Origin of the sequence: Deinococcus cellulosilyticus NBRC 106333 = KACC 11606 (assembly GCF_007990775.1) — a bacterium.
Taxonomy (GTDB): Bacteria; Deinococcota; Deinococci; order Deinococcales; family Deinococcaceae; genus Deinococcus_C; species Deinococcus_C cellulosilyticus.
Map to the genome: position 1 here is coordinate 37842 of NZ_BJXB01000027.1, position 22110 is coordinate 59951.

Genomic DNA, 22110 nt, shown 5'->3' on the forward strand with positions numbered 1-22110 from the left:
GCCGTCAGCAGTCAGCAGATGGATGAAGCAACGCCTCTGTTGAAAGTCGGAATCTGCGGACCTCTTTGCTGCAGCTCCACCCGGAGGGTTCTGGAGAAGCTTCAGCTCCTGTCTGTTTTTTGCTGACGGTTGATCGCTGAGGGCTGATCGCTGAGGGCTGACGGCTCAATTCACGTTTCCCTGCGCCACCACCATGTTCGAGAAGGTCACGGTGCCCAGCAGACCTGCATCCACCTGCACGTTGGTTTTCACCAGGTAATCCACCCGGCGTCCCTGGGCAATGTCTGCGATCTTGCTGGCAAGGTTGAGGCCCACCGGAAGGGTGAATTCGGTGGTGACCACATCGCTGCCGTTGGGCTGAAGGCTCAAATTGGGAATCACCGCCTGCCCGAAGTTCTGTCCATCAAGCAACAGGTCCCCCTGAATGCGGCGAATCTGCAGGCCGAAAGCATTGGGGTTGGTCACCCGTACATCCATGCGGAAAGTGGCCTCTCCTTCAAAAGGATTCAGAAGGTTGGGGATGGTGTATCGGGTCATCTGAAAGCTTTGCACCTGAAACTCTGGTGGCTGGACGGTGGTTTTCACCACGGCACAACCCGAGGTGAGGGCAGCAAAAAAGGTCAGCAGCAGTGGATTTTTCAGAACCTTGATCATGGCCCCAGTGTAACTTGTGTGCCCCCACACAAATGAAAGCCAGCTTAAGGAAACCTTGGGAGGCTTTTCCACGTATCTATAAGCATGTTCGTGATCGTGTCCATCCTGGTGGTCCTGCTGGCAGTGCTCGCAGGCCAGCAAGTGCAAAAGAACCTCCGTCCCATTCCTGTGCGGACCCGTGAGCAGGAAGCACGGGAACGTCGGAACCAGTTCCGCCGATAAGCCTTTCCAAAACCCAGAACAAACCCAAACCCCTGGAATTCCAGGGGTTTTTGCTGACTGTTTCTTGTGGGCGAGCACTGCAACTTTTGTCTGGCGTTGTTCGCTGTGAACCGTCTGCTGTGAACGGACCCCTTCCCGGGATCAGCGAGGAAAAGTCAGGGCTTCGCGCTTCCCTCCAAGGGTGTCCCACAGGGTGAAATCTGCCCGTGCCCCTTCCCGGATGATGCCATAATCTTCCCAGCCCACCGCGAGAGCCGGACCCCGGGTGTGCGCCCACAGGGTTTCTTCGGCAGTGAGGCACTCCTGAGGGCTGAACGGTGCTCCATCAAGGCCCAGACGTTTCGTTGCGGCTTCAAAGCTGAGCCTGGGATCAGGGCTTGCCACCGGGCCATCCGAACCGAAAGCGAGCAGGGCTCCCGCTTGCTTCAGGCTCCTGACGGCATAGGTGCCGTCCTCCAGATGGGGCACCAGTTCCCGGACCAGTCTGGCGTCTCCGATCAGGTGCACGGGTTGCATGGAGGCCGTCACCTGCAGTTCTCCAAAGCGCACAATGTCCTGTGGGCTCAGGTGCTGGGCGTGTTCCAGCCTGAGGTGCAGGCCCTTCTGGTCTGCCAGGGGTTTCAATTCTTCATAAAGGTCCAGCAGCACCCGGTTCGCCTGGTCTCCGATGGCATGCACGGTGGGAATGAATCCATGCTGCAGGGCTTTTTCTGCCCTCTCACGGATCAGTTCAGGCTGGTCCAGAATCATCGGGGTGGCCTGCGGATTCTGGTATCCCGGAGCGAGCATCCAGGCGGTCTGGCTTCCCAGAGCACCATCCAGGAAGAATTTCACCCCTCCGAGTTTCACCCGGTCCCCATGCCCACCATACAGACCAAGCCCAATGGCATGCTCCAGTTCGGTGTGAGGAATGCAGGCCCACACGCGCAGGGGCAACTCCCCCTGCTGTTCCAGATGCATCAGGGCCCGCAGGTGGTCTGCTGGCTCGTAGGCCATGGTGTGCACGGCGGTGTAACCGAAATCCCGCATGGTTTTCACCGCAAGGCGGGCTGCCTTCAGGGTCTCTTCCCAGGTGGGTGCAGGGATGCTCGCCTGCACCCGTTCACTCGCCGACTCCAGCAGGTACCCCGTCAGCAAACCATTGACCCGCACCAGTTCGCCCCCTTCAGGATCAGGGGTGCTGTCGGTCAGTCCAGCGGTTTTCAGGGCAAGAGAATTGGCCCACGCGCTGTGCAGGTCCCGGGAATACAGCAGCACCGGACGGTCCGGGATCACCTCATCCAGCAGGCCCCGCGCCGGGTAATCACTGAGCCCGAGTTCGGTGATGGTGTACCCTCCACCCACAATCCAGCCTTCCGGATGCTGAAGGGCGTACTCCCGCAGCCTCTGCTGCACCTCAGCAACCGAACTGCAGCCCTCCAGATTCACCTGTGAGAGCCTGAAGCCATAATTCACCAGATGGATGTGGGCATCGGTCAGGCCCGGGGTGAGGATGCGGTCCCCGAAATCCAGCACTTCCGCCTGGGGGGCAATGCCTCGCAGGTCCTCCACACTCCCAACGGCCCGGATGCGCTCTCCAGACACCAGAACGGCTTCAGCGCGAGGGAGATCGGGATGCAGGGTCAGCACGTCAGCTTTGAGAAGGTACTCCATGCTGGCAAGCATAACAATTTCAGGCAGAAAGCAGAAAGCAGAATGCATTGAATCCGTAACCTGATGTGGGCGCTGCTTGCACAGTGCCCTTGTCTGAAGAAATTTCTCTTCTGACTTTTGCCGCCAAACACTCATGAACGCTGGGCATACTGAAGGGCGTGAAAGTGACCCGACGCCAATTTTTTCAGCGCATGGGACTTGCTGCAGCCTCTGTGGTGGGACTTGGAGGATACAGTTTTGCTGAAGCAAGACAATTCGAGGTGAATGAACACACCCTGCCTGTGAAGGGGCTGCAGTCTGCTGTGCGGGTGGCCCACCTCTCAGATTTGCATTACAGTGCCCTGGTGTCCCTCACACAAATTGAAAGCTGGATCAAGGCCACCATGCAACGCAGGCCGGACCTGATTCTGATCACCGGGGATTTCATCTCAAATTCTGAAGATTATGCAGGCATTCATGATCTGGGGCGGGTGCTTTCCCAGTTGAGGGCCCCTCTGGGGGTGTATGGCGTGTGGGGAAACCATGATTACTACTTGCCTCCCGAGCGCCTGATTGAATTTGAACAGGTGCTGCGTCAGGCCGGAATTCGCCTGCTCAACAATGCCGCAGTCCAGTTGCGTCCCGACCTGCAACTTGCTGGACTCGATGACCTGGTGGAAGGTCTCCCCAGCCTGGAAGCGGCCCTGCAGAACCTCAAGCAGGACATTGGGGTGCTCCTGATGAGTCACAACCCGGATGTGCTGCCCCAGGTCCCTGAATGGGTCGACCTCACCCTCTGCGGCCACACCCACGGAGGCCAGGTCCGGCTTCCTCTGGTGGGAGCCATTCACATTCCCAGCCGTTTCGGTGAACGGTTTGCGCAGGGTGTTGTCCATGCCCCAGCACGGGGTTTTGTTTCCAGGGGACTCGGCGTCACCGGGGTGCCTTTTCGTTTTCTTTGCGATGCGGAACTGGTCATGCTAAATTTGCAACCAGTGTGATAGAGCTTGCCCCTTATTCTGAGACTTCCCCTCACCTGAAAGCAGGCGTACGGGTCTATGCCCTCACCTGGGGTTATGACGAGAGAACTTCCCTGAAGTTCTTTCGGGAATACGCCCGCAAGGAGGGATTTCTGGGCGTGGTTGCTCTGGATGGAGGAGAGGTGGTGGGCATCGCCTTCGGGGTGAAAAGTGTTCCGGGCAACTGGTGGCACGACATTGTCTCCAGGCACATCGGAGAGCACCACGCCGCCCTCAAGGACGCCTGGGTGCTGGTGGAAATTGCCATCCTGCCCAGCTACCGCAACCAGGGCATCGGGCAGCAGATGATCGAGTACCTGGGTTCAAGGCAGCCTTACCCCAACCTCCTGCTGTCCACCCAGACCACCAACCAGGGGGCCAGAAGGCTGTATGAGCGTCTGGGCTGGTCCTATCTGCATGAGGGCATCCAGTTTTACAGCGACAATTACACCCGCTTTGTGATCATGCACCGTCCGAGGGAACTGAAACTGTAGAGAGCGTTCAGCTCTCTGCAGGAGAGCATCAAACAGTGTCACGGGAGTCTGATGGTGTTTTGCCCCGGTAAAAATTCAGTCCAGGCTAGCAGAGACCTGGACTGAACAAAAAATGCTTTTGGCTGAGGGCTGACCGCTCCCTACTCCTGCACCGGAACAATTTCCTTGCGGTCTGGCAACTGCGAGAGCACCATCGCCAGCACAATCAGCGCCCCTCCTGAAATGCCCCTCAGGCCCAGCACCTCTCCGGCCCAGAAGAAAGCAAAGATGCTGGCTGTGACGGGTTCCAGTGCATAGATGATCGCAGCTTCCACCGCCGTCACGAACTTCTGTCCGATCACCTGCAGCATGGTGGTCAGGGCCGTGGCTGCAAGACCCAGGTAGATCAGGGGCCACAGGGCTTCTGGCGGGACACTCAGGTAGGCTTTGAAGTTGGTGACCAGGCTGTCTTCCAGATGTCCCATGTGCTGGGTGGCTTCGATCCCTGCCCACAGCCAGCCAATCAGCACCACAGCCAGAATCTGAATGGCGGTGAGGGGCAGCACCTCATGCCTTTTGGCGGTGCGCTCCAGGTAGATGATGTACCCGGCATAGGTGAGGGCACAGCCCAGGGTCCACAGGTCCCCGATGGCCAGACTCCCCCCCTCCCAGGAAATCAGGCTGATGCCCAGGGCACAAAGCACCACTGATATCCAGACGCCAGGAGAAATCTTTCTGCCCGTCATCACAGCCAGACCGATGGGCACCAGAATGACATTCAGACCGGTGATGAACGCCGCCCGGTTTGCCCCAATGGTCTGGAGTCCAATGGCCTGCGTGATGTACCCTGCCCCCAGCCACGCACCGAGGATCATGCCATCCCGCCACAGTTTGGGGTTGGTCTTGCGCAGAAAAAGCAGCAGTGGCAGTATGGCGATGCTGAAACGCCAGGCAATGAAACTGGAGGTGGGCATGTGCTCGGTGGCGTCCTTGACCAGAGAAAAGGTGCTCCCCCAGAAAGCGGTCACCAGCAGCAGCAGCAGAATCCCGACGGTGTGCATCGACATGATGGGTATCCTAACAAGGGGGCGTCAGGGTTAGGCTATTTTGCGTATCCAGGATACAAAGCAGAAGGCAAAAGGCAGAAGGCAAAAGGTGACTACAGATTGCCAATGCTTCAGCATTCTTGAAAAGCCTTCTGCTTTCAGCTTTCTGCCTTCAGCGGCGAAGCCCACCTTCTGCCATAATGTTCACCATGCTTTACCGCATTGGATATGGAGAAGATGCCCACCGTCTGGAGGCCGGACGCCCCCTCACGCTGGGCGGAGTGGTCATTCCCGACAGTCCGCTGGGCGCAGTGGCCCACAGCGATGGAGATGCCGTGTTGCACGCTGTTGCAGATGCCCTGCTCTCAGGGCTGGCCCTTGGGGACATTGGACAGTATTTTCCGGACACCGACCCTGCACACAAAAACATGGACAGCCGCATCATTTTGCAGCACACCCTGGACCTGATCCGCCAGAAAGGGTACGCCCCGGTCAATGTGGCCCTGGTGGTTACCCTGGACCGACCCAAACTGGGACCCCTGAGGGCAGAGATTTCCCGTTCCGTGGCGCAGCTTCTGGGCCTGCCTGAAACCGAGGTGGGGGTGTCCTTCAAGACCAGTGAAGGTCTGGCCCTGCAGCATGTGCAGACCCGCGTGACGGTGCTGCTGGAGCGCATTCCATCATGATTCATGTGGTGCTCTTTGAACCTGAAAATCCTGGCAATGTGGGGAACATCATGCGCACCTGTGCGGTGCTCGGGGTGAAACTGCACATGATCCGCCCTTTCGGGTTCCGGTTGATTGACCCGCAGTACAAACGGGCGGTGATGGATTACACCCAGCATGTGGAGTGGCAGGACCATGCCGACTGGGAAACCTTCAGGTCCACGGTTCCTGAGGGGGCCAGGCTTTATGCTTTCACCACCAAGACAGACCGGGTGTACACTCATGTGGAGTACCAGGACGGGGATCACCTGGTGTTTGGACCGGAATCCAGGGGTTTGCCAGAATGGATTCGCACCTCCATTGAACCCGTGACCATTCCCATGCCCGGTCAGGGCCGCAGCCTGAACCTGTCGGTTTCGGTGGGGATAGCGGCTTTTGAAGTTTTGAGGCAAATGAACAACAACTGGAAATAAAAAAAGCAACCTGGTTCTCAGGTTGCTTCTCTTGAATTCTGGTTTATCGGAAGTTGCTCAGGGTCACAGTGTGGTCATCAACAATGGCGACAAGTCTACAGCCAGCCAGGGTGTTCTGGTCTGCCTCTACGAGTCCTTCGATGCTTGCGATGTTGTCTCCACCAGAAGTGACCGTGTCATAGAGATCGCGTCCAAAAGTAAAACTGATCTCCTTGGTGCTGTCCAGCGTGTATTCGAAGCCCCCAAGGAATGCAGTTTTTCCAGATGCAGCGCCCGTGACAGGGTCTGGGTTTTGCAAAGCTGTGGGACCCGTTTGTGCACTGGCATTGCGTACCATGACTTTGACACCTTTGAGTTGAACATTAAAGGTGTTGGGTGGAGTCAGGCAGTCGGTGACCTGAACCTTCTTGATTTTAATGCTGGCAACAATGGTATCTGCTCCTGCGCTTCCCCCAAGAGGCAAAGAGTTTTTGTCAATGTCCTGGAATGCAGGTGCGACAAAGTTCAAATCTGCACCAACCGCCAGGATCTTCAGTGCATCAGATGCAATTGCAGCTTGATCCAGACCCATGGGGTTTTGATCCAGCACCTGAGGCTGAACCAGTGCCAGGGGATTGCAACCTGCAAGAAAGCCAGTCAGGGCAATGACGCCAAGCCATTTGGAGCTTTTCATACTTTCCTCCTTAGGACAAGTCCACTTTAGCAGTTTCTTCTGTCCTCGGCGTGAAATTCCAGACCGATCACAGGTTCCAGCCTCCCGAGACTTCCAGCACCTGTCCAGTGATGTATTCAGGGCCATCCACAAAATTCCAGACGGCAAAGACCAGTTCTTCCAGTTTGCCATCTCTGCCTGCAGGAACCTCTGAGAGGGGCTTGGTGACACTGGTTTCCATGATGCCCGGGCTCACCACATTGACCGTGATGCCATGTTTGATTTCTGTTTTCGCAAGGCTCTTGCTGAGGATGATCACGCCTGTCTTGGCAATGGCATAGGCGGTGTTCCCGGGTCGGGCCAGCACATTTTCGGCCCCCGCGTATCCCAGGTTGATGATCCGGCCATGTTTTTGCTCCCGCATGAGGGGAATGGCGGCACGGCAGGTGTAGAAGGTGCTGTTCAGGTTGCTGTCCAGCATGTCATGCCAGTCTTCCAGGGTGTTTTCCAGCACGGGCTTGAACACATAATTGCCCACGTTGTTGACCAGAACACTGAGGTTCCCAAGCTGCCTGTGTGCCTCCAGAACAAGCGTTTCGGCTTCTTCCGGTCTGGTGAGGTCCGCTTGCAGGGTGACACACTGCACCCCCAGAGCGCGGATTTCTGCTGCGGTTTTTTCGGCTTTCTCTTTGCTGCTCATGTAATGGATGGCAACATCGAAGCCTTCCTGAGCGAGCTTCATGGCAATGGCCTTCCCGATGCCCCCTGAGCTTCCCGTGACCAGAGCCCCCTGATTTCTGCGTTTCATGCTTTCCCCTCCACCTGATCGATCAATGTGCGGGTGAAGCTGTTGAGGGCATAAGTTCTGGCTTCCTCCAGGGTCACCCACCTGTGTTGCAGGATTTCCTCGTTGTACTGCAGGTCCTGCTGTTCTGTGCGGGCAAAATAATCCAGCAGGATCATGTGGCTCTTGCTGTGGAATTCAGGGCTCAGCACGGCTTCTTGCACCTGCACGAAACGCAGGTCGGAAAGTTCAAGGCCAACCTCCTCCTGGAACTCCCGCTTCAGGGCCGTCTCTGCGGTTTCGCCCCATTCCACTTTGCCGCCGGGAACCCCCCACAGGCCGCGCCATTTGGTGGTCTGAACAATCAAATATCTGCCAGTGGGACCCTGAACCAGCGCTCCCACGCACACCACAGGTCGATTCATGTTTTCCCCTCATGAGGTCAGGAATTTTTCAGGAACTGCAAGGTGATCCTTTCGCGGTACACCTGCAGCAGCAGCAGGAGAGCTGCCTGCACGTACAGAGCATACACGTACCACAGGGGCTGCCCGAGTGCAATAAAAACGCCTGCCACCAGAAATTGTGTGGCAAGGCCCATGTTCATGCTGAAGTCCAGCAGTCGGGGCGTGTGATAGATCAATTCAGCGTCTTTGAGCTGATCGGGCCGTGCTTTGCGGGTGATGGCTTTGAAACGGCCATCGTTCCAGGCACGGATCAGGCGGTCCTGAGGTCCAAAGACCACATTGTAGAAGCCCCGCATCAGGCCCAGAATCACCGGGTTGTCGCCCTTTTGCTCGGGGGCAGCCCGGAAGGTGTTTCCTCTGGACCGCTGGTGTGCCGCCTCCCACTGGAAATCGGTGGTGCCAATCAGGGCCAGCAGTACCCAACCCAGAAAAGCCTGAAACCACTCGCCGGATTGTGCGCCAATCGCCACAAACAGGGCGGTGTTCACCACAAAATCCATGTTGGTGTCCAGGTAACGCCCGGTTTCGCTGGTTTGCCCAGTGGCACGGGCCAGTTGACCATCCGCCCCATCCAGCACCGATTTGACCTGCATCAGGAGTGCAGGCCACCACGTCTGGCCCTGCGGGATCAGGCTGACCGCATGGAGGCCCAGCACAGTGTGAAACATCACCACCATCTCGGGTGTGACCCGCGTTTTCGAGAGCGGAACCACGATCAGGTGGGCCAGTGGCCGGTAAATGAATTTGCTGGTCCACTCAAACCTCGGGCGGGGTTTGACGCTCTTCTGGTACAGGCTGTCCACGGTTTCAATGTAACAGTTTGGGCTTTGGGAATTTATGGTGTGCCTCGCAATTGTGAGCGGAATGTCAGGTCCTGCACACCTGAATTAGGCCAAAACACCCACTCTTTTGTTTGGTTTATGACGTAAAATGAAGGTTATGCTCAAGGTGAAATCAGAATTTACACCCAGAGGTGACCAGCCGACAGCCATTCGCAGCCTGGTGGAAGGTTTGAACGACGGGCTCAGATTCCAGACGCTCCTGGGCGCGACTGGAACGGGCAAAACGTTCGCTGCTGCTCGTGTGATTGAGGAAACCCAGCGGCCTGCTTTCATCCTTGCTCCCAACAAGATCCTGACCGCTCAACTCGCCAGTGAATTCCGGGCTTTTTTCCCTGATGCTGCCGTCGAGTTCTTCGTCAGTTACTACGATTACTACCAGCCTGAGGCTTATGTCCCCGGCAAAGACCTGTTCATCGAGAAAGATGCAGCGATCAACCAGGAACTTGAGCGGCTCAGGCACTCCACCACCCGCAGTTTGCTGACCCGACCAGACACCATCGTGGTGGCTTCAGTTTCTGCGATTTACGGTCTGGGAGATCCTGAAGAGTACCGCAAGATGAACATCATCGTGAAGGTCGGGGAGAAAATGGGCCGCGATGAGATCATTGATCGGCTGCTGGAATTGCAGTACGAGAGAAATGACATCGAGATCCAGGCAGGGCGCTTCCGGGCCAAGGGGGATGTCATTGAGATCTGGCCCTCCTACGATGAAGCTCCGATGCGGGTGGAACTGTGGGGAGATGAGGTGGACCGCATCGTCATGTATGATCCGCTGACCGGGAATGTGGCTGCCGAACTCCCCTCCAGTGTGATTTACCCTGCGAAGCATTACGTTTCGAGTGCAGACAACGTCGAGCGGGCCATCGTGACCATTCAGCAGGAACTTGAGGAGCGCCTGGAGTACTTCAAGAGTGTGGGCAAACTTCTCGAAGCTCAAAGGCTCAAAGAGCGCACCCTGTACGACCTTGAAATGCTGAAAGTGCTCGGGTACTGCTCCGGCATCGAGAACTATTCCAGGCACATGGATGGCCGTCTGCCCAACGAGACCCCATACACCATGCTGGATTACTTCCCGGACAACTTCATCACCTTCATTGACGAGTCGCATGTGACGGTGCCCCAGATTGGCGGCATGAGCAGTGGGGACAGAAGCCGCAAGCAGACCCTGGTGGATTTCGGGTTCCGTCTGCCCAGTGCGCTGGACAACCGTCCCCTCAACTTTGAGGAGTTCCTGGACAAGACCGGGCAGATTGTCTTTGTCAGTGCGACCCCTGGACCTTATGAGCGGGAAGTTTCAGGCAACGTTGCAGAGCAGATCATCCGCCCAACCGGTCTGGTCGATCCGCAAGTCACCCTGAGGCCCATTCAGGGACAGGTGGAAGACCTGCTGGGTAGGGTGCGCGAGAGGGCCGCAAAAGGGGAGCGTGTGCTGGTGACCACCCTCACCAAGCGCATGGCCGAGGACCTCACCGAGTACCTGCTGGAAAAGGGCGTGCGGGCAAGATACATGCACTCCGACATCGACACGGTAGAACGACAGGTGATCATCCGTGACCTCAGGCTCGGGCATTACGACGTGCTGGTCGGGATCAACCTGCTCCGTGAAGGTCTGGACCTTCCAGAGGTGTCCCTGGTGGCGATTCTGGACGCAGACAAACCGGGCTTTTTGCGCAGTGAGCGCAGCCTGATCCAGACCATTGGTCGCGCGGCCCGCAACGTGAACGGCGAAGTGGTGCTTTATGGAGATGTGGTGACTCCAGCAATGGACTACGCCATGAAGGAAACCGAGCGCCGCCGCGAGAAACAGATGCAGTACAACACTGAGCACGGCATCACCCCCGAAACCATCCGCAAGGAAGTGCGGGATGTGATCCGTGGGGAAGAGGAACCCGAACTCAAGAAAGCCATGCCAGACACCATGGACCGGGACACCATCCTGGCGCAGATCACCGATCTGGAACTGGACATGTGGCAGGCCTCTGAAGATCTGGACTTCGAGAAAGCCGCTGCTCTGCGGGACCAGATCCGCGAACTTGAAGCCAAACTCTCAGGCAAGGACTTCAAACAGCCCACAGTCCCTGGACAGAAGGTGCGCAAAAAAGGCAGAAGGTAAAAGCTGCACGTCAAAGGGACCCTGGACATCCTCCAGGGTCTGCTTTTTGAGGAATCCTGTAGGCCACAATACACGTGACATGCAGGGTTTTTTCTACTGTTGAATCATGCAACAGGCTGCCAGAGATGTGACCCGCCCGAAACCCGAACGCAAGGACATCCAGGCCCTCTGGGGGGGCATCCTGTTCAGTGCCCTGTTCACCTTGCTGGTGTGGGTGCTGGATTTCCGTCTGGAGCCTCTCAGGCAGACTTTTCTTCCCGATCAGGGGGCATCCTGGTATTTCTGGAAGCTGCCGAACCCCACCTTCTGGACTCAATTCAGTGCGTGGTTCCTGTACCTGGCTCACCAGATTCTCATCTGGGGTCTGATCTATTACGCCCAGACCCGCGTGAAGAAATACACGGCTGGACTGCACCCGGTCAATGTGTGGGCCCTGGGTGTGAATGCGGTGTTTGTGCTTCTGCACCTGCTGCAGACCCACCTGTTCTATGACGGTCTGGCCCAGGATGTCAGCATCTACAGCTCCCAGGGCTCGGTGATTGTGCTGCTGGTGCTGGTCCTGATCATGGAGAACAAACGCCGGGGCATGTTTTTTGGCAAGAAAGCCCCCATCAAAGCCACCATTGTGGACGCCGTGCGCAAATACCACGGCTACTTCTTCTCCTGGGCTGTGGTTTACACCTTCTGGTACCACCCGATGGAAACCACCTCAGGCCACCTGCTGGGCACCTTCTACACCCTGATGCTGATGCTGCAGGGCAGCCTCTTTCTGACCCGCATCCATGTGAACCGCTACTGGACGCTGGTGCAGGAATTGCTGGTGGTCATCCACGGCAGCATCGTGGCCCTGTCCAACACCAACGGTCTGTGGCCGATGTTCGCGTTTGGCTTCCTGGGCATTTTCATCGTCACCCAGATGCACGGTCTGGGCTGGAGCAGGCTCACCCGCTGGATCATCACTGCCCTGTTCTCTGGCTGGGTGATCTACGTTTACAGCGGCAGAGGCTGGGACAAACTCAATGAGATCGTGCGCATTCCGGTGATCGATTACGTGCTGGTCTTTGTGCTGGCCGGACTGGTGTGGCTCCTGATCTGGATTGGAAAGGGCATCCGCAGATTTCAAAGAAGCTGAAACTGGCAGATTGCAGGCCCAGGATGGTGTTCCCGGGCTTCTTTTTTGCCTGCCCGGACTCCTTTATACTGATGACACCTGACCTGAATCCACGCAATCACGCAACCACAGGAGGTCAACATGTCGTCACAGTTTCCACAAGATTTCGTCTGGGGAACCGCCACTGCGGCATATCAGATTGAAGGGGCCGTGCGCCTCGACGGACGGGGAGCCAGCGTCTGGGACATCTTCTCCCACACCCCTGGCAAGATCAAAGATGGCAGTCATGGAGACAGGGCCTGCGACCATTACCACCGCTTTCCCGAAGACCTCGCCCTGATGCAGGACCTCGGGGTGAATGCCTACCGCTTCTCGGTGAGCTGGCCCCGCATTCAACCGGAAGGCAAAGGCCGTGCCAACAAAAAAGGCCTGGGCTTCTATGACCGCCTGATCGACCAGTTGCTGGAGATGCGCATCGATCCTTACGTGACGCTCTTCCACTGGGACCTGCCGCAGGCCCTCGAAGACCAGGGAGGATGGCTCAACCGGGACACCGCCTACCGTTTCGCAGAGTACGCCCACATCCTGGCAGATGCCTTCCAGGACCGGGTGAAAGCCTGGATCACCCTCAATGAACCCTTCGTGGTCCTGACCCTGGGTTATGCCCTCGGGCAGCACGCCCCGGGCCGCACCCTGATGCTGGACGCCATGCCTGTGGCCCACCACCAGCTTCTGGGGCATGGGCTTGCGGTGCAGGCCATCCGGGAGACCAGCAGCAGTCCAGTGGGCATCACCAACAACCTCGCCCCCGTGATTCCTGCAGGAGACAGCGATGAAGACCTGCAGGCCGCCTCCAGAATGGATGACCTGCACAACCGCCTTTTCGTGGACCCCATTCTGCTCGGTGAGTACCCCAGAAGCCTCCTCGCAATGCTGGGAGAGCAGGCCGAGACCTTCATCCGGACAGAAGACCTCCCAATCATCGGTTCAAAAATCGACTTTCTGGGGGTCAATTATTATTACCCCGACCATGTGCGGGCCAGCAGCACCAGCCCACTGGGCATGGAGATGGTGCCCATGCTGGATTACAAACAGACGGGTTTCGGGTGGCCCATCGTCCCGGAAGGCCTGACGCAACTGCTGCTGGACCTGCAGGAACGCTACAGCGAAAAACTCCCTCCCATCTTCATCACCGAAAACGGCTGCTCCTATCCAGACATCCCCGATCCAGCAGGCAAGATCAACGACAGCAAACGCATCGACTTTCTGGAACAGCATTTCGAAGCCCTCGCAAAAGCCATCGACAGAGGGGTGGATGTGCGCGGGTACTTCTGCTGGAGCTTGCTCGACAATTTCGAATGGGCTGAAGGCTACACCCAGCGTTTCGGACTGGTGCATGTGGACTTTGAGACCTTCAAACGCACCCCCAAAGCCTCCTACTACTGGCTTCAGGGATACCTGAGAAGTGGTAAATGGCGCAAGGAGGGAGCGGTGTAGAAGCATTCAGCGTTCAGCCATCAGCCGTCAGCAAGAGCGAAGGACCCCAGAAATCTTGATCAGACAGCAAACAGAAGGAGCATGTGCTCCTTCTGTGAAAAAGATCATTCAGGTGCTGGACCAAAGATTTCGTCGGACTGGATGCAACATTTCGGAATGCTGACCGCTGAAAGCTGAACGCTACTTCCCGATTTTCAGGCTGTCCACGTAACGGTTGCCTTCCAGTCCATCCGGGAACACCAGACGGAAGCGCTGCAGGCCGTTCCACTGGAAGCCTGCATCTCCTTTGAAGCTGGAGATGGGAAGCTCAATTTTCTTCCAGCCAGTGAAGTCTTCCTTGAAGGTGGTGCTGATCTGGTGTTGCGGAACAGAAGGCTCGTAGTACCGCACGTAATCAATCAGCAGGTCTGCAGGGAAAGGAGTGGTTTCGTCTGGGCTTCCAGGCCAGGCCCCACCGATGGCGAGGTTCAGCAGGATGAAGAAAGGCTGGTCGAAGACCCAGGTGGTGCCGTCTGGAATGTCCTTGGACGTGACCTTGTAGTATTCTTTGCCGTCAAAGAAGAAGGTGATTTCTCCGGGGCGTTTCTCGATGGCGTAGGTGTGGAAGTCTTTGGCCACAGGTTCCGTGAGGGTCAGGGTCTTGCTGAATTGCGTGCCTTCTCTGAAGTAGTAACCCGGTCCGTGCAGGGTGCCGTGCACGTTGTAAGGCTCCTTGCCAATGGTTTCCAGAATGTCGATTTCACCGCCACCGGGCCACCCTGCGGTGCCAATGTTGCTGCCCAGCATCCAGAAGGCAGGCCAGAAGCCCTGTCCAGCGGGGATTTTCAGGCGGGCCTCCACGCGGCCATACTCGAATTCTTTCTTGTTCTGGGTGCTGATGCGGGCAGAGGTGTACAGGCACTCGCCGTACCAGCATTTGATGCCGGGAGGGGCCTTGTCTCCCCGGATGCGCAGGTTGCCCTGTCCATCGGTGCTGACGGTCTCGACCCTGTCGGTGTAGTACTGCAGTTCGCTGTTGCCGTTTCCGGTGCCGATCACCGCGAAATTCCAGGTGTCCTCGCTGGGCTGCCAGCCTGCAGGGTTGTTGAATTCCTCACTCCAGGTGACTTTCCAATCTTTTGAGGGTTGCAGGGTGGTGGCGTCTTCGAGTTGCACCTGAATGTCTTTTCCGGTGTTCTCACCGTAATACCAGAAGCTGAGGGTCTGCGCTCCAGTCCAATCTTGCACCGGGCGCAGGTTGCGGGTGGCCGACGGTGCCGCGTTGCCAGAGAGCTTGAGCCACCACATGCCTTCCACAAGGTCCTGTTCGGGATGGGCCTGGGCACTTCCCTGTTTCACGTCGATGGTGGACACCGTGAGGTTTTTTCCGAGGTTCAGGTTCCCCGAGCTGCTTTCAAAGTCGTCTCCGAGGGCCAGACTGGGTGAGTCATCATCACCAATGATGAGTTTGCTGGTGGTGGCCGCTAGGGTGGCATTTTTCGGGGGGTACAGTTCCAGATTGACCGTGCGGGTGCCGCTGTACTTGCTGTTGGGATAGGTGGAGACCTCAACAACTTTGCGGGTTTCTCCAGGCTGGAAGGTCAGGATGCCATTGGCATAAACGAAATCCTTGGTGGTTGCGCTGCCATCGGTGGTTTCGTATTCCACTTCGATGGGTTCTTGTTGCGGGGCGTTCAGCAGGATTTCGAAGGTGGCGGTCTGGCCTTCTGTCACCCGCACTTCTTTGTCTTTGAAGGAGAGCTGTGCAGGGGCTGCCTCTGCCTGAGGTGGCGCTTCCAGATGGGCTTCAAAGCGGTCAAAAGCGTAGGTGGTTTCCCCCTGGGGCAAATTGAGCGCATAACCCCAGACTTCTTTCAGGGTCAGGCCGTCCGAGGGTGCACCTGCAGGCTGGAAGTCACTGCGGCGTTGCAGGGCACTGAAGGGAATGCTGACCTGCTTCCATTCTGCGCTGTCATCGGTGAAACGGAAGAAAAAGCGTTCTGCGCTGTCTGCAGTCTGGTCCCTGCCCCGATTGTCAAGCAGTTCAAACTGGATGGGGTTGCCACTGCCTGATCCCCTGAACCAGAAACGGATGCCGCTGTAAGGGCTGAGGTCCAGGCTGCCGGAAGCGCCATTGATCCCCACCGAGAAGTCATGGGTGAAACCGCCCCACTGCTTGATGTTGACCGGGGTGACCAGCACATGGTTTGCTGCACCCTGGGCAGCCACATCTTCAGTGCTGGTGGTGAGGTTGACCGTCCCACTGCCATCCTGCCAGGTGATGAACCCGCTGCTGGCAGGCAGCGGAGACTGTGCTGCCGCACCTTCGAAGTCTGCAAGGACCAGAGGACTCTGCTGGGCCAGGGCGGAACCCATGAGCAGGGTGCCTGCAACGAGGAGATGCTTTCTGCGACCGTGAAAAACCATATCAGCCTCCGGGTATGAAAACGTTTGCGTAGCTCCATTTTGCCCGAGAGGATGCACGACATCAAGCGACAGGTCTGCGTCTATCCGACAGCGATGGCCTCCATCTCCAGCAGCAGGTCTTCTCGAACCAGTGAAGCCACCTGCACCGCAGACATGGCAGGCAGATGGTCCTCCTGAATGAATTCTGCTCGAACGCTTCTGAAACGCACGATGTCTGCCCGGTCCTTGAGGAAAAGGGTCATCTTCACCACATGACGGAAATCCATCTGCACAGCCGCAAGGGCCGCCTGCAGGTTCAGCATCACCTGTCTGGCCTGCAGCTCAAAATCACCAGCACCCACCAGATTCCCGTCTGCATCCAGGGCGATCTGGCCTGAAATGTAAACGGTGCGGCCTCCTGTGACCTGCACCACATGGGAATACTGCTGGACGGGATGCAATGCGGAAGGGTTCAGGCGTTCAATTCTGGTTTCTGACATGGGATTTCAACATCACACGCATCCAGGGGTCAGAGAATGCCGCCTCCCAGAAACAGACGCAGGGCAGCCAGCAGCAGGATCACAATGTTCAGGTTGCGACCTGCAGTGCTGCCGCTCAGGCTTCCCAGAATCAGACCAATGATGCCCAGGGGCAGGGTGATGAACCAGTTGACCCATCCCAGCAGGGGAACCAGTCCAACCAGCAAACCGATGGCCGCCACAATCCCAACAACCACAGAAAGAAGATTCATCATGCATACAGATACGTTCTCTATGCAGCAGAGGTTGCCAGCACAGTCCACAAATGGAAAGCATTTAAAGGGAAATCAGGATTTTTCTCATGAAACCTTTCAGGCTGTCCATGAGTTTCATGCAGATGGTTTCCGCTTTAGGAATCCAGGGCAAAAAAGCACCTGTAACATTTGTGTTCAGTGTTGACCAATCAAAAAGCATGCATGAAAACAAAATAAAGAGCAGATGAAATCAGAAACACGTCAGATTTCAGTCATAACCGAGTCAGCTTCGATTTATACACTGCAAGTGTTTCAGAAGCTGTCCGAATGAAAGCTGGTCCTGTTCGAGTTGACCTCCATTGTTATGCACGTGGACTGAGCTCCTGCACCTGCTTTCTGACAGAGAACAGTTTCAGGGTTTATGCCCCCAGGAGGACATCATGAAAAAAACCATCCTTATCGCCGCCCTTCTGCTGATCAGCAGCCCTGCTCTGGCCGAAGACACCGCCCCCAAAGCCCTCACGGCGGTTGTGGCTTTTGCTGCCCTCAAAGGCCAGACCGTGACTTTTGTGGATGCTGCTGGAACGGTCATTGCCACCCTCAACCCCGATGGCACCCTGAATGCCACAGGTGACCTCAGCACCGTCAAACAGGTCGTGGTGACCGATGCTGCAGGCAAGAGCACCACCTATGCCCTCTCAGGTGACCTCAGCAAACCCGGACAGGTGAAAGTCATGGTGGACGGCAAGGCCCTTCCTCTGGTGGCCGTGCTCAACAAGAACAGCAAGGAAGACAAGGTCAAACCCGGCAAAGATGACGACAGCAGCGACGATGCCGATGATGACAATGGTGGCAAAGACAAAGACCACCATGGCAACGGCAACAGCGACACCAACAACGGCAAGAGTGGTGAGCACCACGGCAACGGCAACAGCGACACCGAAAATGGCAAGAGTGGTGAAGACCACGGCAAATCTGGAGACAAAGGCAACTCTGGTAAAGGCAAATAAAAGTCAAAACATCAAGAGCCTCCTGAGAAGGAGGCTCTTTTGCTGGAGAGGGTTCAGTTCACGCGCTGGGATGGGTCATGTCCATGGGGATGACCCACTTCTCGAACTCCTCTTCGGTCACGTAACCCAGGGCCAGTGCGGCTTCCTTCATGGTGGTGCCTTCCTTGTGGGCTTTCTTGGCAATGGCTGCAGCCTTGTCGTAACCAATGTGGCGGTTCAGGGCGGTCACCTGCATCAGGTTGATGGACAGGTTGTGCTCGATTTTTGCCAGGTTGGGCTCGATCCCCTCTGCACAGTTGTCATTGAAGGCCACGCAGGCATCACCAATCAGCTGAATGCTTTCCAGCACGTTGTGCACCATCACAGGCTTGAAGACGTTCAGCTGGAAGTTGCCCTGTGATCCCGCGAAGGCCACTGCAGCATCATTGCCGAACACCTGCACGCACACCATGGTCATGGCCTCGGACTGGGTGGGGTTCACCTTGCCGGGCATGATGCTGGACCCGGGCTCGTTCTCAGGAATGCTGATTTCCCCGATGCCGTTTCTGGGACCGGAGGCAAGCCAGCGCACATCGTTGGCCATTTTCATCAGGGCACCCGCGAGGGTTCTGAGGGCTGCACTGGTCTGCACCAGGGCATCATGGGCACTCAGCGCCGCAAATTTGTTTTCAGCACTGCGGAAAGGATAGCCGGTTTCTTTTGCAAAGTAACTGGCCGCCAGATCCCCGAAGTTCGGGTGGGCATTCAGGCCCGTTCCCACTGCAGTTCCACCAATGGCGAGGTCATACAGGCCGGTCAGGGCGTGCTTCACTTCGCTGATGCAGTAATCAAGCTGTGCGACCCATCCGCCAATTTCCTGCCCCAGGGTGATGGGGGTGGCGTCTTGCAGGTGGGTGCGGCCCACTTTCACAATGCCGCTGAACTGTTCGGCTTTCTGGGCCAGGGTGTTGCGCAGCTTCTCCACTTTGGGGAAGAGCTTTTCATTGAGTTCCAGCACCACGGCAATGTGCATGGCGGTGGGGAAGGTGTCGTTGCTGCTCTGGCCCCGGTTCACGTGATCGTTGGGGTGCACGGGCTTCTTGCTGCCCAGTTCTCCACCAGCGATCTCAATGGCGCGGTTGGAGATCACCTCGTTGCTGTTCATGTTGCTCTGGGTGCCCGACCCGGTCTGGAACACCACCAGAGGGAAGTGCTCATCCAGCTTGCCGGAAATCACCTCATCGGCGGCCTGCACAATCAGGTCAGCGACATCTGCTGGCAGTTCGCCCAGTTCTTTGTTTGCCAGAGCAGCACCTTTTTTGAGGATGCCCAGGGAGCGGATGATGGCGCGGGGGAACTTGAAGCGGTCCACGCCGATGGGAAAGTTTTGAATGGAGCGCTGGGTCTGTGCGCCCCAGTAGCGGGAGTTTTCCACCTGGATCTGGCCCATGGTGTCGGATTCCGTGCGGTACGTCATGCTAAGCCTCCTGATAAAATCAACCGCCGTTATTTTACCGCAGTTAAGGAAGAAATGTGCCCATAGGCACGCCGAGTGCCAAGGGCCGAGGGCAAATGGAAGCTCTGGCTTTTTTCTTCAGGAACGCTCGATCATCCTGTGTCCTGATCACCAGCAATTCACAAGCCTGTAAAGAAAACTGAATCCCTGAACTCTTGACATCCATTTTCCTGTCAATCACGAGGCTCTCGGTATCTCTTCTCTACGCCAATCCCTCTATTCCCCCCCATCCCTTCCCGCGTTAGGGTATGGCATGACCCGGGCGCAACGCATTCTCCTGCTCGACAACCTCCTGATGTGGCTTGGCTTTTTCATGATCATCCCGCTGATCACCGTGCACTTCGTGAACGGTCTGGGATGGGCCGCTGGAGCCATTGGTCTGGTGCTGGCGGTGCGGCAACTGGTGCAGCAGGGTTTCACTGTGGTGGGGGGCATGCTGGGGGACCGTTACGGCCTGAAACTGCTGATCTGTCTGGGACTCCTGGTGCGGGCTCTGGGTTTTGCAAGCATGGCGTTTGCAGACAGTGTTCCCCTCCTGATGGCCTCTGCGGTGTTTGCGGCTTTTGGGGGTGCCCTTTTTGATGCTCCCAAATCTGCGGCCATTGTTCTTTTAACCCCCCCAGAGCAGCGTCCGCGCTTTTATGCGATTCAGGGGGTGAGCAGCAACATCGGGATGGCCGTTGGGCCGCTGATTGGGACCCTGCTGATTCCTTATGGTTTTGCAGCAGTCAGTTTCATGGGTGCCTCCTGCTACCTGATTTCCCTGGTGTTCTCCCTGGTTTTCTTGCCCAGCCTGCGGGTCACCGAGAAGAAACCAAAGGGCAGCACCATGCAAGGGCTGAAACTGGCCCTGCGTGACGCTCCTTTCATGCGTTTTCAGGTGATCCAGATTGGCTTTTTCTTCCTGTGGGTGCAGGTGAATGTGGCCCTGATGCTGCACGCCACCCAGCATGGCGGCACGTCCCTGACCGCCTGGGTGTATGGGGTGTACGCCGGGTTCACCAGTGTGCTGCAGTACCCGATCATGAAATACGCCAGCAAGCGCTGGTCTTCCCAGGTGCTGCTTGCTGCTGGAGTGGGGAGCATGGCCCTTGGTCTGGGCCTGATGAGCTTCACCACGGAACCTGTGAGCATCCTGCTGTGTACGGCAGTGTTTGCTTTTGGGAACCTGCTTGCTGCTCCAAGCCAGCAGACCCTGATTGCAGGGCTCACCCCTCCTGAACGGGCTGGAACCTACCTTGGGGTGGCAGCCCTGCCCCTTGCCATTGGAGGATTTCTGGGCAATGCCCTGGGCGGGGTGCTCTTTGATGTGGGCAAAAACCTGCATTTTGCGGCATTGCCCTGGACCATCTTTTTTGTGGTCGGGAGCATCACGGCCCTCCTGATCGGGCAGTTCAAGGCACGCAGCACCCAGGACGCCCAGGCTCCTACTGCCGTTTGAAAGCCCGAACCCCTTTCAGTTCCTCGGGGCGCTCTTCGATCAGGTCTTCCAGAAACTCGGTGCTTTCTTTTGCGATCATTTCCTGCTGTTTCCAGTGTCCATACTCCAGTCCAAGCTGCCTCAGTTCCTCCAGCATCTTGCGCACGGCAGGAGAGACGATGCCGGGAGCAGCATTTGACAGTGGGGTGCCGACCAGAGGCATGAAGGTGTGGGAGTGCACCCTGGCCCCCATGCGGGTCAGTTTCAGCATGAATTCCAGGGTCTCGGCAATGTCCTCTTCAGACTCTCCGGGCATCCCGAAAATGAAATCCACGTTGGCCTGGTACCCGAATTCCAGCAGGAGCCTCACGGCCTGTTCGACCTCTTCGGTGCCGTGCCCCCGGTGCACGTCACGCAGCATGCGGTTGCTGCCCGATTGCGCCCCGATGATGATGTTGTCGTTGGTGCAGTACTTTTTCACCAGGGACAGGGTTTCGACCGTGACCGTTTCAGGCCGCACCTCAGAGGGGAAGGACCCGAAAAACACATGCTCCTTGCCAAAAATCTGGCTCACGCCCCTGAGCATGTCTTCGAGCAGGTCCAGATGCAGGGTCTGCCCGTCCACACTGCCGTAAGTGAAGGCTGTGGGGGTCAGAAAACGCAGGTCGCGGTAACCGGCATTTTTGCCCACCTGCGCCCAGTGGATGATGTTCTCCACCGAGCGGTACCGCATCTTTGCCCCCATCAGGAAAGGGGTCTGGCAGAAACTGCAGGCAAAAGCGCATCCCCTTCCAATTTCCAGCGGTGCAAACCGTCTGGACTTCACAGAAAAAGGGGGGTGATCGTTCAGGTCCACCTGGGGGGCACGCCCGGTGAAGCGGTACTTTTTCTGGTCGTCCAGGAAAGCAATGCCCTTCAGGTCTTCCAGGCTCTGGTCTGCAAACAGCCGTTCCAGCAGATCCGGGAGGGTGCGCTCTGCCTCTCCGAGCACCACCACATCCACCCCGAGTTGCACCGTTCCGAGGGGATCTCCACTCGGATGTGGACCTCCGGCAATGACCACCACATTGTCGATCTTCTGGTCCTGCAGGGCCCTCCGAATGGCTTTCAGGGTGTAGCCCATCGCGGCCACGTTGGGCGTGTGGAAGGAAAAAGCCACCACCAGACGCTGGTACTGTCTTGCCAGATGGATGATGTTCTGCAGGAGTTCCTCATGCCGGTCATCTTCCAGGCTGTCTTTTTTCGCAGCCTTGCGAAAATGAATGTCGAGGTCCTCAAAACGCCCATCGGCTTCCAGAATGCCGGTCAGCACAGCAAGGCTGTATCGGTTGTAACTGTATTCCACCATCAGGATGGCATGTTTGCCCTTCACGGGACCCATTAAAGCATCTTTGGAAGACATGCACCAGAGGATCTTCAT

General features: G+C 57.1%; 22 protein-coding genes. 10 read left to right on the forward strand and 12 right to left on the reverse strand.

Going from position 1 to position 22110, the window contains the following annotated elements; translation table 11 throughout:
- Nucleotides 1-165 precede the first annotated feature (165 nt).
- Nucleotides 166-654 (reverse strand): LEA/WHy family protein, encoded by a 489-nt coding sequence (locus DC3_RS22995; RefSeq protein ID WP_146888866.1) that lies wholly within the window; start codon nucleotides 652-654, stop codon nucleotides 166-168.
- Nucleotides 655-744: 90 nt separating this feature from the next.
- Between DC3_RS22995 and DC3_RS30020 the strand changes: the two genes are divergently transcribed.
- Nucleotides 745-876 (forward strand): hypothetical protein, encoded by a 132-nt coding sequence (locus tag DC3_RS30020; RefSeq protein WP_281292584.1) that lies wholly within the window; start codon nucleotides 745-747, stop codon nucleotides 874-876.
- 141 nt (nucleotides 877-1017) lie between these two features.
- Here the strand turns inward: DC3_RS30020 and DC3_RS23000 are convergent, their stop codons facing one another.
- Nucleotides 1018-2529, reverse strand: coding sequence for an amidohydrolase (locus DC3_RS23000; RefSeq protein WP_146888869.1), 1512 nt, complete (start codon nucleotides 2527-2529; stop codon nucleotides 1018-1020).
- 158 nt (nucleotides 2530-2687) lie between these two features.
- On the opposite strand from DC3_RS23000, the gene DC3_RS23005 reads away from it, so the two are divergent.
- The gene (locus DC3_RS23005; RefSeq protein WP_246130780.1) at nucleotides 2688-3509 is read left to right on the forward strand and encodes a metallophosphoesterase; all 822 of its coding nucleotides are present in this window, start codon (nucleotides 2688-2690) and stop codon (nucleotides 3507-3509) included.
- Nucleotides 3506-4021, forward strand: coding sequence for a GNAT family N-acetyltransferase (locus tag DC3_RS23010; RefSeq protein ID WP_186816203.1), 516 nt, complete (start codon nucleotides 3506-3508; stop codon nucleotides 4019-4021). Before DC3_RS23005 ends, DC3_RS23010 begins: the two co-directional genes overlap by 4 nt.
- Before the next feature lie 140 nt (nucleotides 4022-4161).
- Here the strand turns inward: DC3_RS23010 and DC3_RS23015 are convergent, their stop codons facing one another.
- Nucleotides 4162-5067 carry a DMT family transporter gene (locus DC3_RS23015; RefSeq protein WP_146888875.1) on the reverse strand — a complete coding sequence of 302 codons (906 nt, stop codon included), beginning with the start codon at nucleotides 5065-5067 and terminating at the stop codon, nucleotides 4162-4164.
- Nucleotides 5068-5255: 188 nt separating this feature from the next.
- Here DC3_RS23015 and ispF point away from each other — a divergent pair, with 188 nt between their 5' ends.
- Both ispF and DC3_RS23025 read left to right on the forward strand, forming a co-directional pair.
- Complete coding sequence (gene ispF / locus DC3_RS23020; RefSeq protein ID WP_371863447.1) at nucleotides 5256-5732, forward strand: 2-C-methyl-D-erythritol 2,4-cyclodiphosphate synthase; 477 nt, start codon at nucleotides 5256-5258, stop codon at nucleotides 5730-5732.
- Nucleotides 5729-6184, forward strand: a complete 456-nt coding sequence (locus DC3_RS23025) for a tRNA (cytidine(34)-2'-O)-methyltransferase (RefSeq protein WP_146888881.1) — start codon at nucleotides 5729-5731, stop codon at nucleotides 6182-6184. The genes ispF and DC3_RS23025 overlap by 4 nt, the downstream gene beginning before the upstream one ends.
- Before the next feature lie 43 nt (nucleotides 6185-6227).
- Here the strand turns inward: DC3_RS23025 and DC3_RS23030 are convergent, their stop codons facing one another.
- The 4 genes from DC3_RS23030 to DC3_RS23045 all read right to left on the reverse strand — a co-directional run bounded on the left by DC3_RS23030 (nucleotide 6228) and on the right by DC3_RS23045 (nucleotide 8887).
- Nucleotides 6228-6857: a hypothetical protein gene (locus DC3_RS23030; RefSeq protein WP_146888884.1), complete on the reverse strand. Its 630-nt coding sequence runs from the start codon at nucleotides 6855-6857 to the stop codon at nucleotides 6228-6230.
- A 67-nt stretch (nucleotides 6858-6924) separates the two neighbouring features.
- Nucleotides 6925-7644 (reverse strand): bifunctional dihydropteridine reductase/dihydrofolate reductase TmpR, encoded by a 720-nt coding sequence (gene tmpR, locus DC3_RS23035; protein ID WP_146888887.1) that lies wholly within the window; start codon nucleotides 7642-7644, stop codon nucleotides 6925-6927.
- On the reverse strand, nucleotides 7641-8045 hold the full coding sequence (locus DC3_RS23040) for an NUDIX domain-containing protein (RefSeq protein WP_146888890.1): 405 nt from the start codon (nucleotides 8043-8045) through the stop codon (nucleotides 7641-7643). The genes tmpR and DC3_RS23040 overlap by 4 nt, the downstream gene beginning before the upstream one ends.
- A gap of 17 nt (nucleotides 8046-8062) precedes the next feature.
- Entirely contained in the window at nucleotides 8063-8887 is an 825-nt protein-coding gene (locus tag DC3_RS23045; protein ID WP_146888893.1) for a CDP-alcohol phosphatidyltransferase family protein, read from the reverse strand.
- 136 nt (nucleotides 8888-9023) lie between these two features.
- On the opposite strand from DC3_RS23045, the gene uvrB reads away from it, so the two are divergent.
- The 3 genes from uvrB (at nucleotide 9024) to DC3_RS23060 (ending at nucleotide 13647) form a co-directional block, all read left to right on the forward strand.
- The gene (uvrB, locus tag DC3_RS23050; RefSeq protein WP_281292585.1) at nucleotides 9024-11039 is read left to right on the forward strand and encodes an excinuclease ABC subunit UvrB; all 2016 of its coding nucleotides are present in this window, start codon (nucleotides 9024-9026) and stop codon (nucleotides 11037-11039) included.
- Nucleotides 11040-11145: 106 nt separating this feature from the next.
- Nucleotides 11146-12171 carry a hypothetical protein gene (locus DC3_RS23055; protein ID WP_146888899.1) on the forward strand — a complete coding sequence of 342 codons (1026 nt, stop codon included), beginning with the start codon at nucleotides 11146-11148 and terminating at the stop codon, nucleotides 12169-12171.
- Nucleotides 12172-12291: 120 nt separating this feature from the next.
- The gene (locus tag DC3_RS23060; protein ID WP_146888902.1) at nucleotides 12292-13647 is read left to right on the forward strand and encodes a GH1 family beta-glucosidase; all 1356 of its coding nucleotides are present in this window, start codon (nucleotides 12292-12294) and stop codon (nucleotides 13645-13647) included.
- Nucleotides 13648-13827: 180 nt separating this feature from the next.
- Here DC3_RS23060 and DC3_RS23065 read toward each other — a convergent pair whose 3' ends face one another.
- The 3 genes from DC3_RS23065 to DC3_RS23075 all read right to left on the reverse strand — a co-directional run bounded on the left by DC3_RS23065 (nucleotide 13828) and on the right by DC3_RS23075 (nucleotide 16786).
- Entirely contained in the window at nucleotides 13828-16053 is a 2226-nt protein-coding gene (locus DC3_RS23065) for a carbohydrate binding domain-containing protein (RefSeq protein ID WP_146888905.1), read from the reverse strand.
- A gap of 80 nt (nucleotides 16054-16133) precedes the next feature.
- Nucleotides 16134-16532, reverse strand: coding sequence for a RidA family protein (locus DC3_RS23070; protein ID WP_146888909.1), 399 nt, complete (start codon nucleotides 16530-16532; stop codon nucleotides 16134-16136).
- A 29-nt stretch (nucleotides 16533-16561) separates the two neighbouring features.
- The gene (locus tag DC3_RS23075) at nucleotides 16562-16786 is read right to left on the reverse strand and encodes a hypothetical protein (RefSeq protein ID WP_146888912.1); all 225 of its coding nucleotides are present in this window, start codon (nucleotides 16784-16786) and stop codon (nucleotides 16562-16564) included.
- A gap of 419 nt (nucleotides 16787-17205) precedes the next feature.
- Between DC3_RS23075 and DC3_RS23080 the strand changes: the two genes are divergently transcribed.
- Nucleotides 17206-17775 carry a hypothetical protein gene (locus DC3_RS23080; protein ID WP_146888915.1) on the forward strand — a complete coding sequence of 190 codons (570 nt, stop codon included), beginning with the start codon at nucleotides 17206-17208 and terminating at the stop codon, nucleotides 17773-17775.
- Between the two features lie 58 nt (nucleotides 17776-17833).
- Here the strand turns inward: DC3_RS23080 and fumC are convergent, their stop codons facing one another.
- Nucleotides 17834-19231: a class II fumarate hydratase gene (gene fumC, locus DC3_RS23085; RefSeq protein ID WP_146888918.1), complete on the reverse strand. Its 1398-nt coding sequence runs from the start codon at nucleotides 19229-19231 to the stop codon at nucleotides 17834-17836.
- Nucleotides 19232-19523: 292 nt separating this feature from the next.
- On the opposite strand from fumC, the gene DC3_RS23090 reads away from it, so the two are divergent.
- The gene (locus tag DC3_RS23090) at nucleotides 19524-20711 is read left to right on the forward strand and encodes an MFS transporter (RefSeq protein ID WP_146888920.1); all 1188 of its coding nucleotides are present in this window, start codon (nucleotides 19524-19526) and stop codon (nucleotides 20709-20711) included.
- Here DC3_RS23090 and DC3_RS23095 read toward each other — a convergent pair.
- Nucleotides 20698-22092, reverse strand: a complete 1395-nt coding sequence (locus DC3_RS23095) for a TIGR04013 family B12-binding domain/radical SAM domain-containing protein (RefSeq protein WP_186816204.1) — start codon at nucleotides 22090-22092, stop codon at nucleotides 20698-20700. The genes DC3_RS23090 and DC3_RS23095 overlap by 14 nt on opposite strands.
- Nucleotides 22093-22110 lie beyond the last annotated feature (18 nt).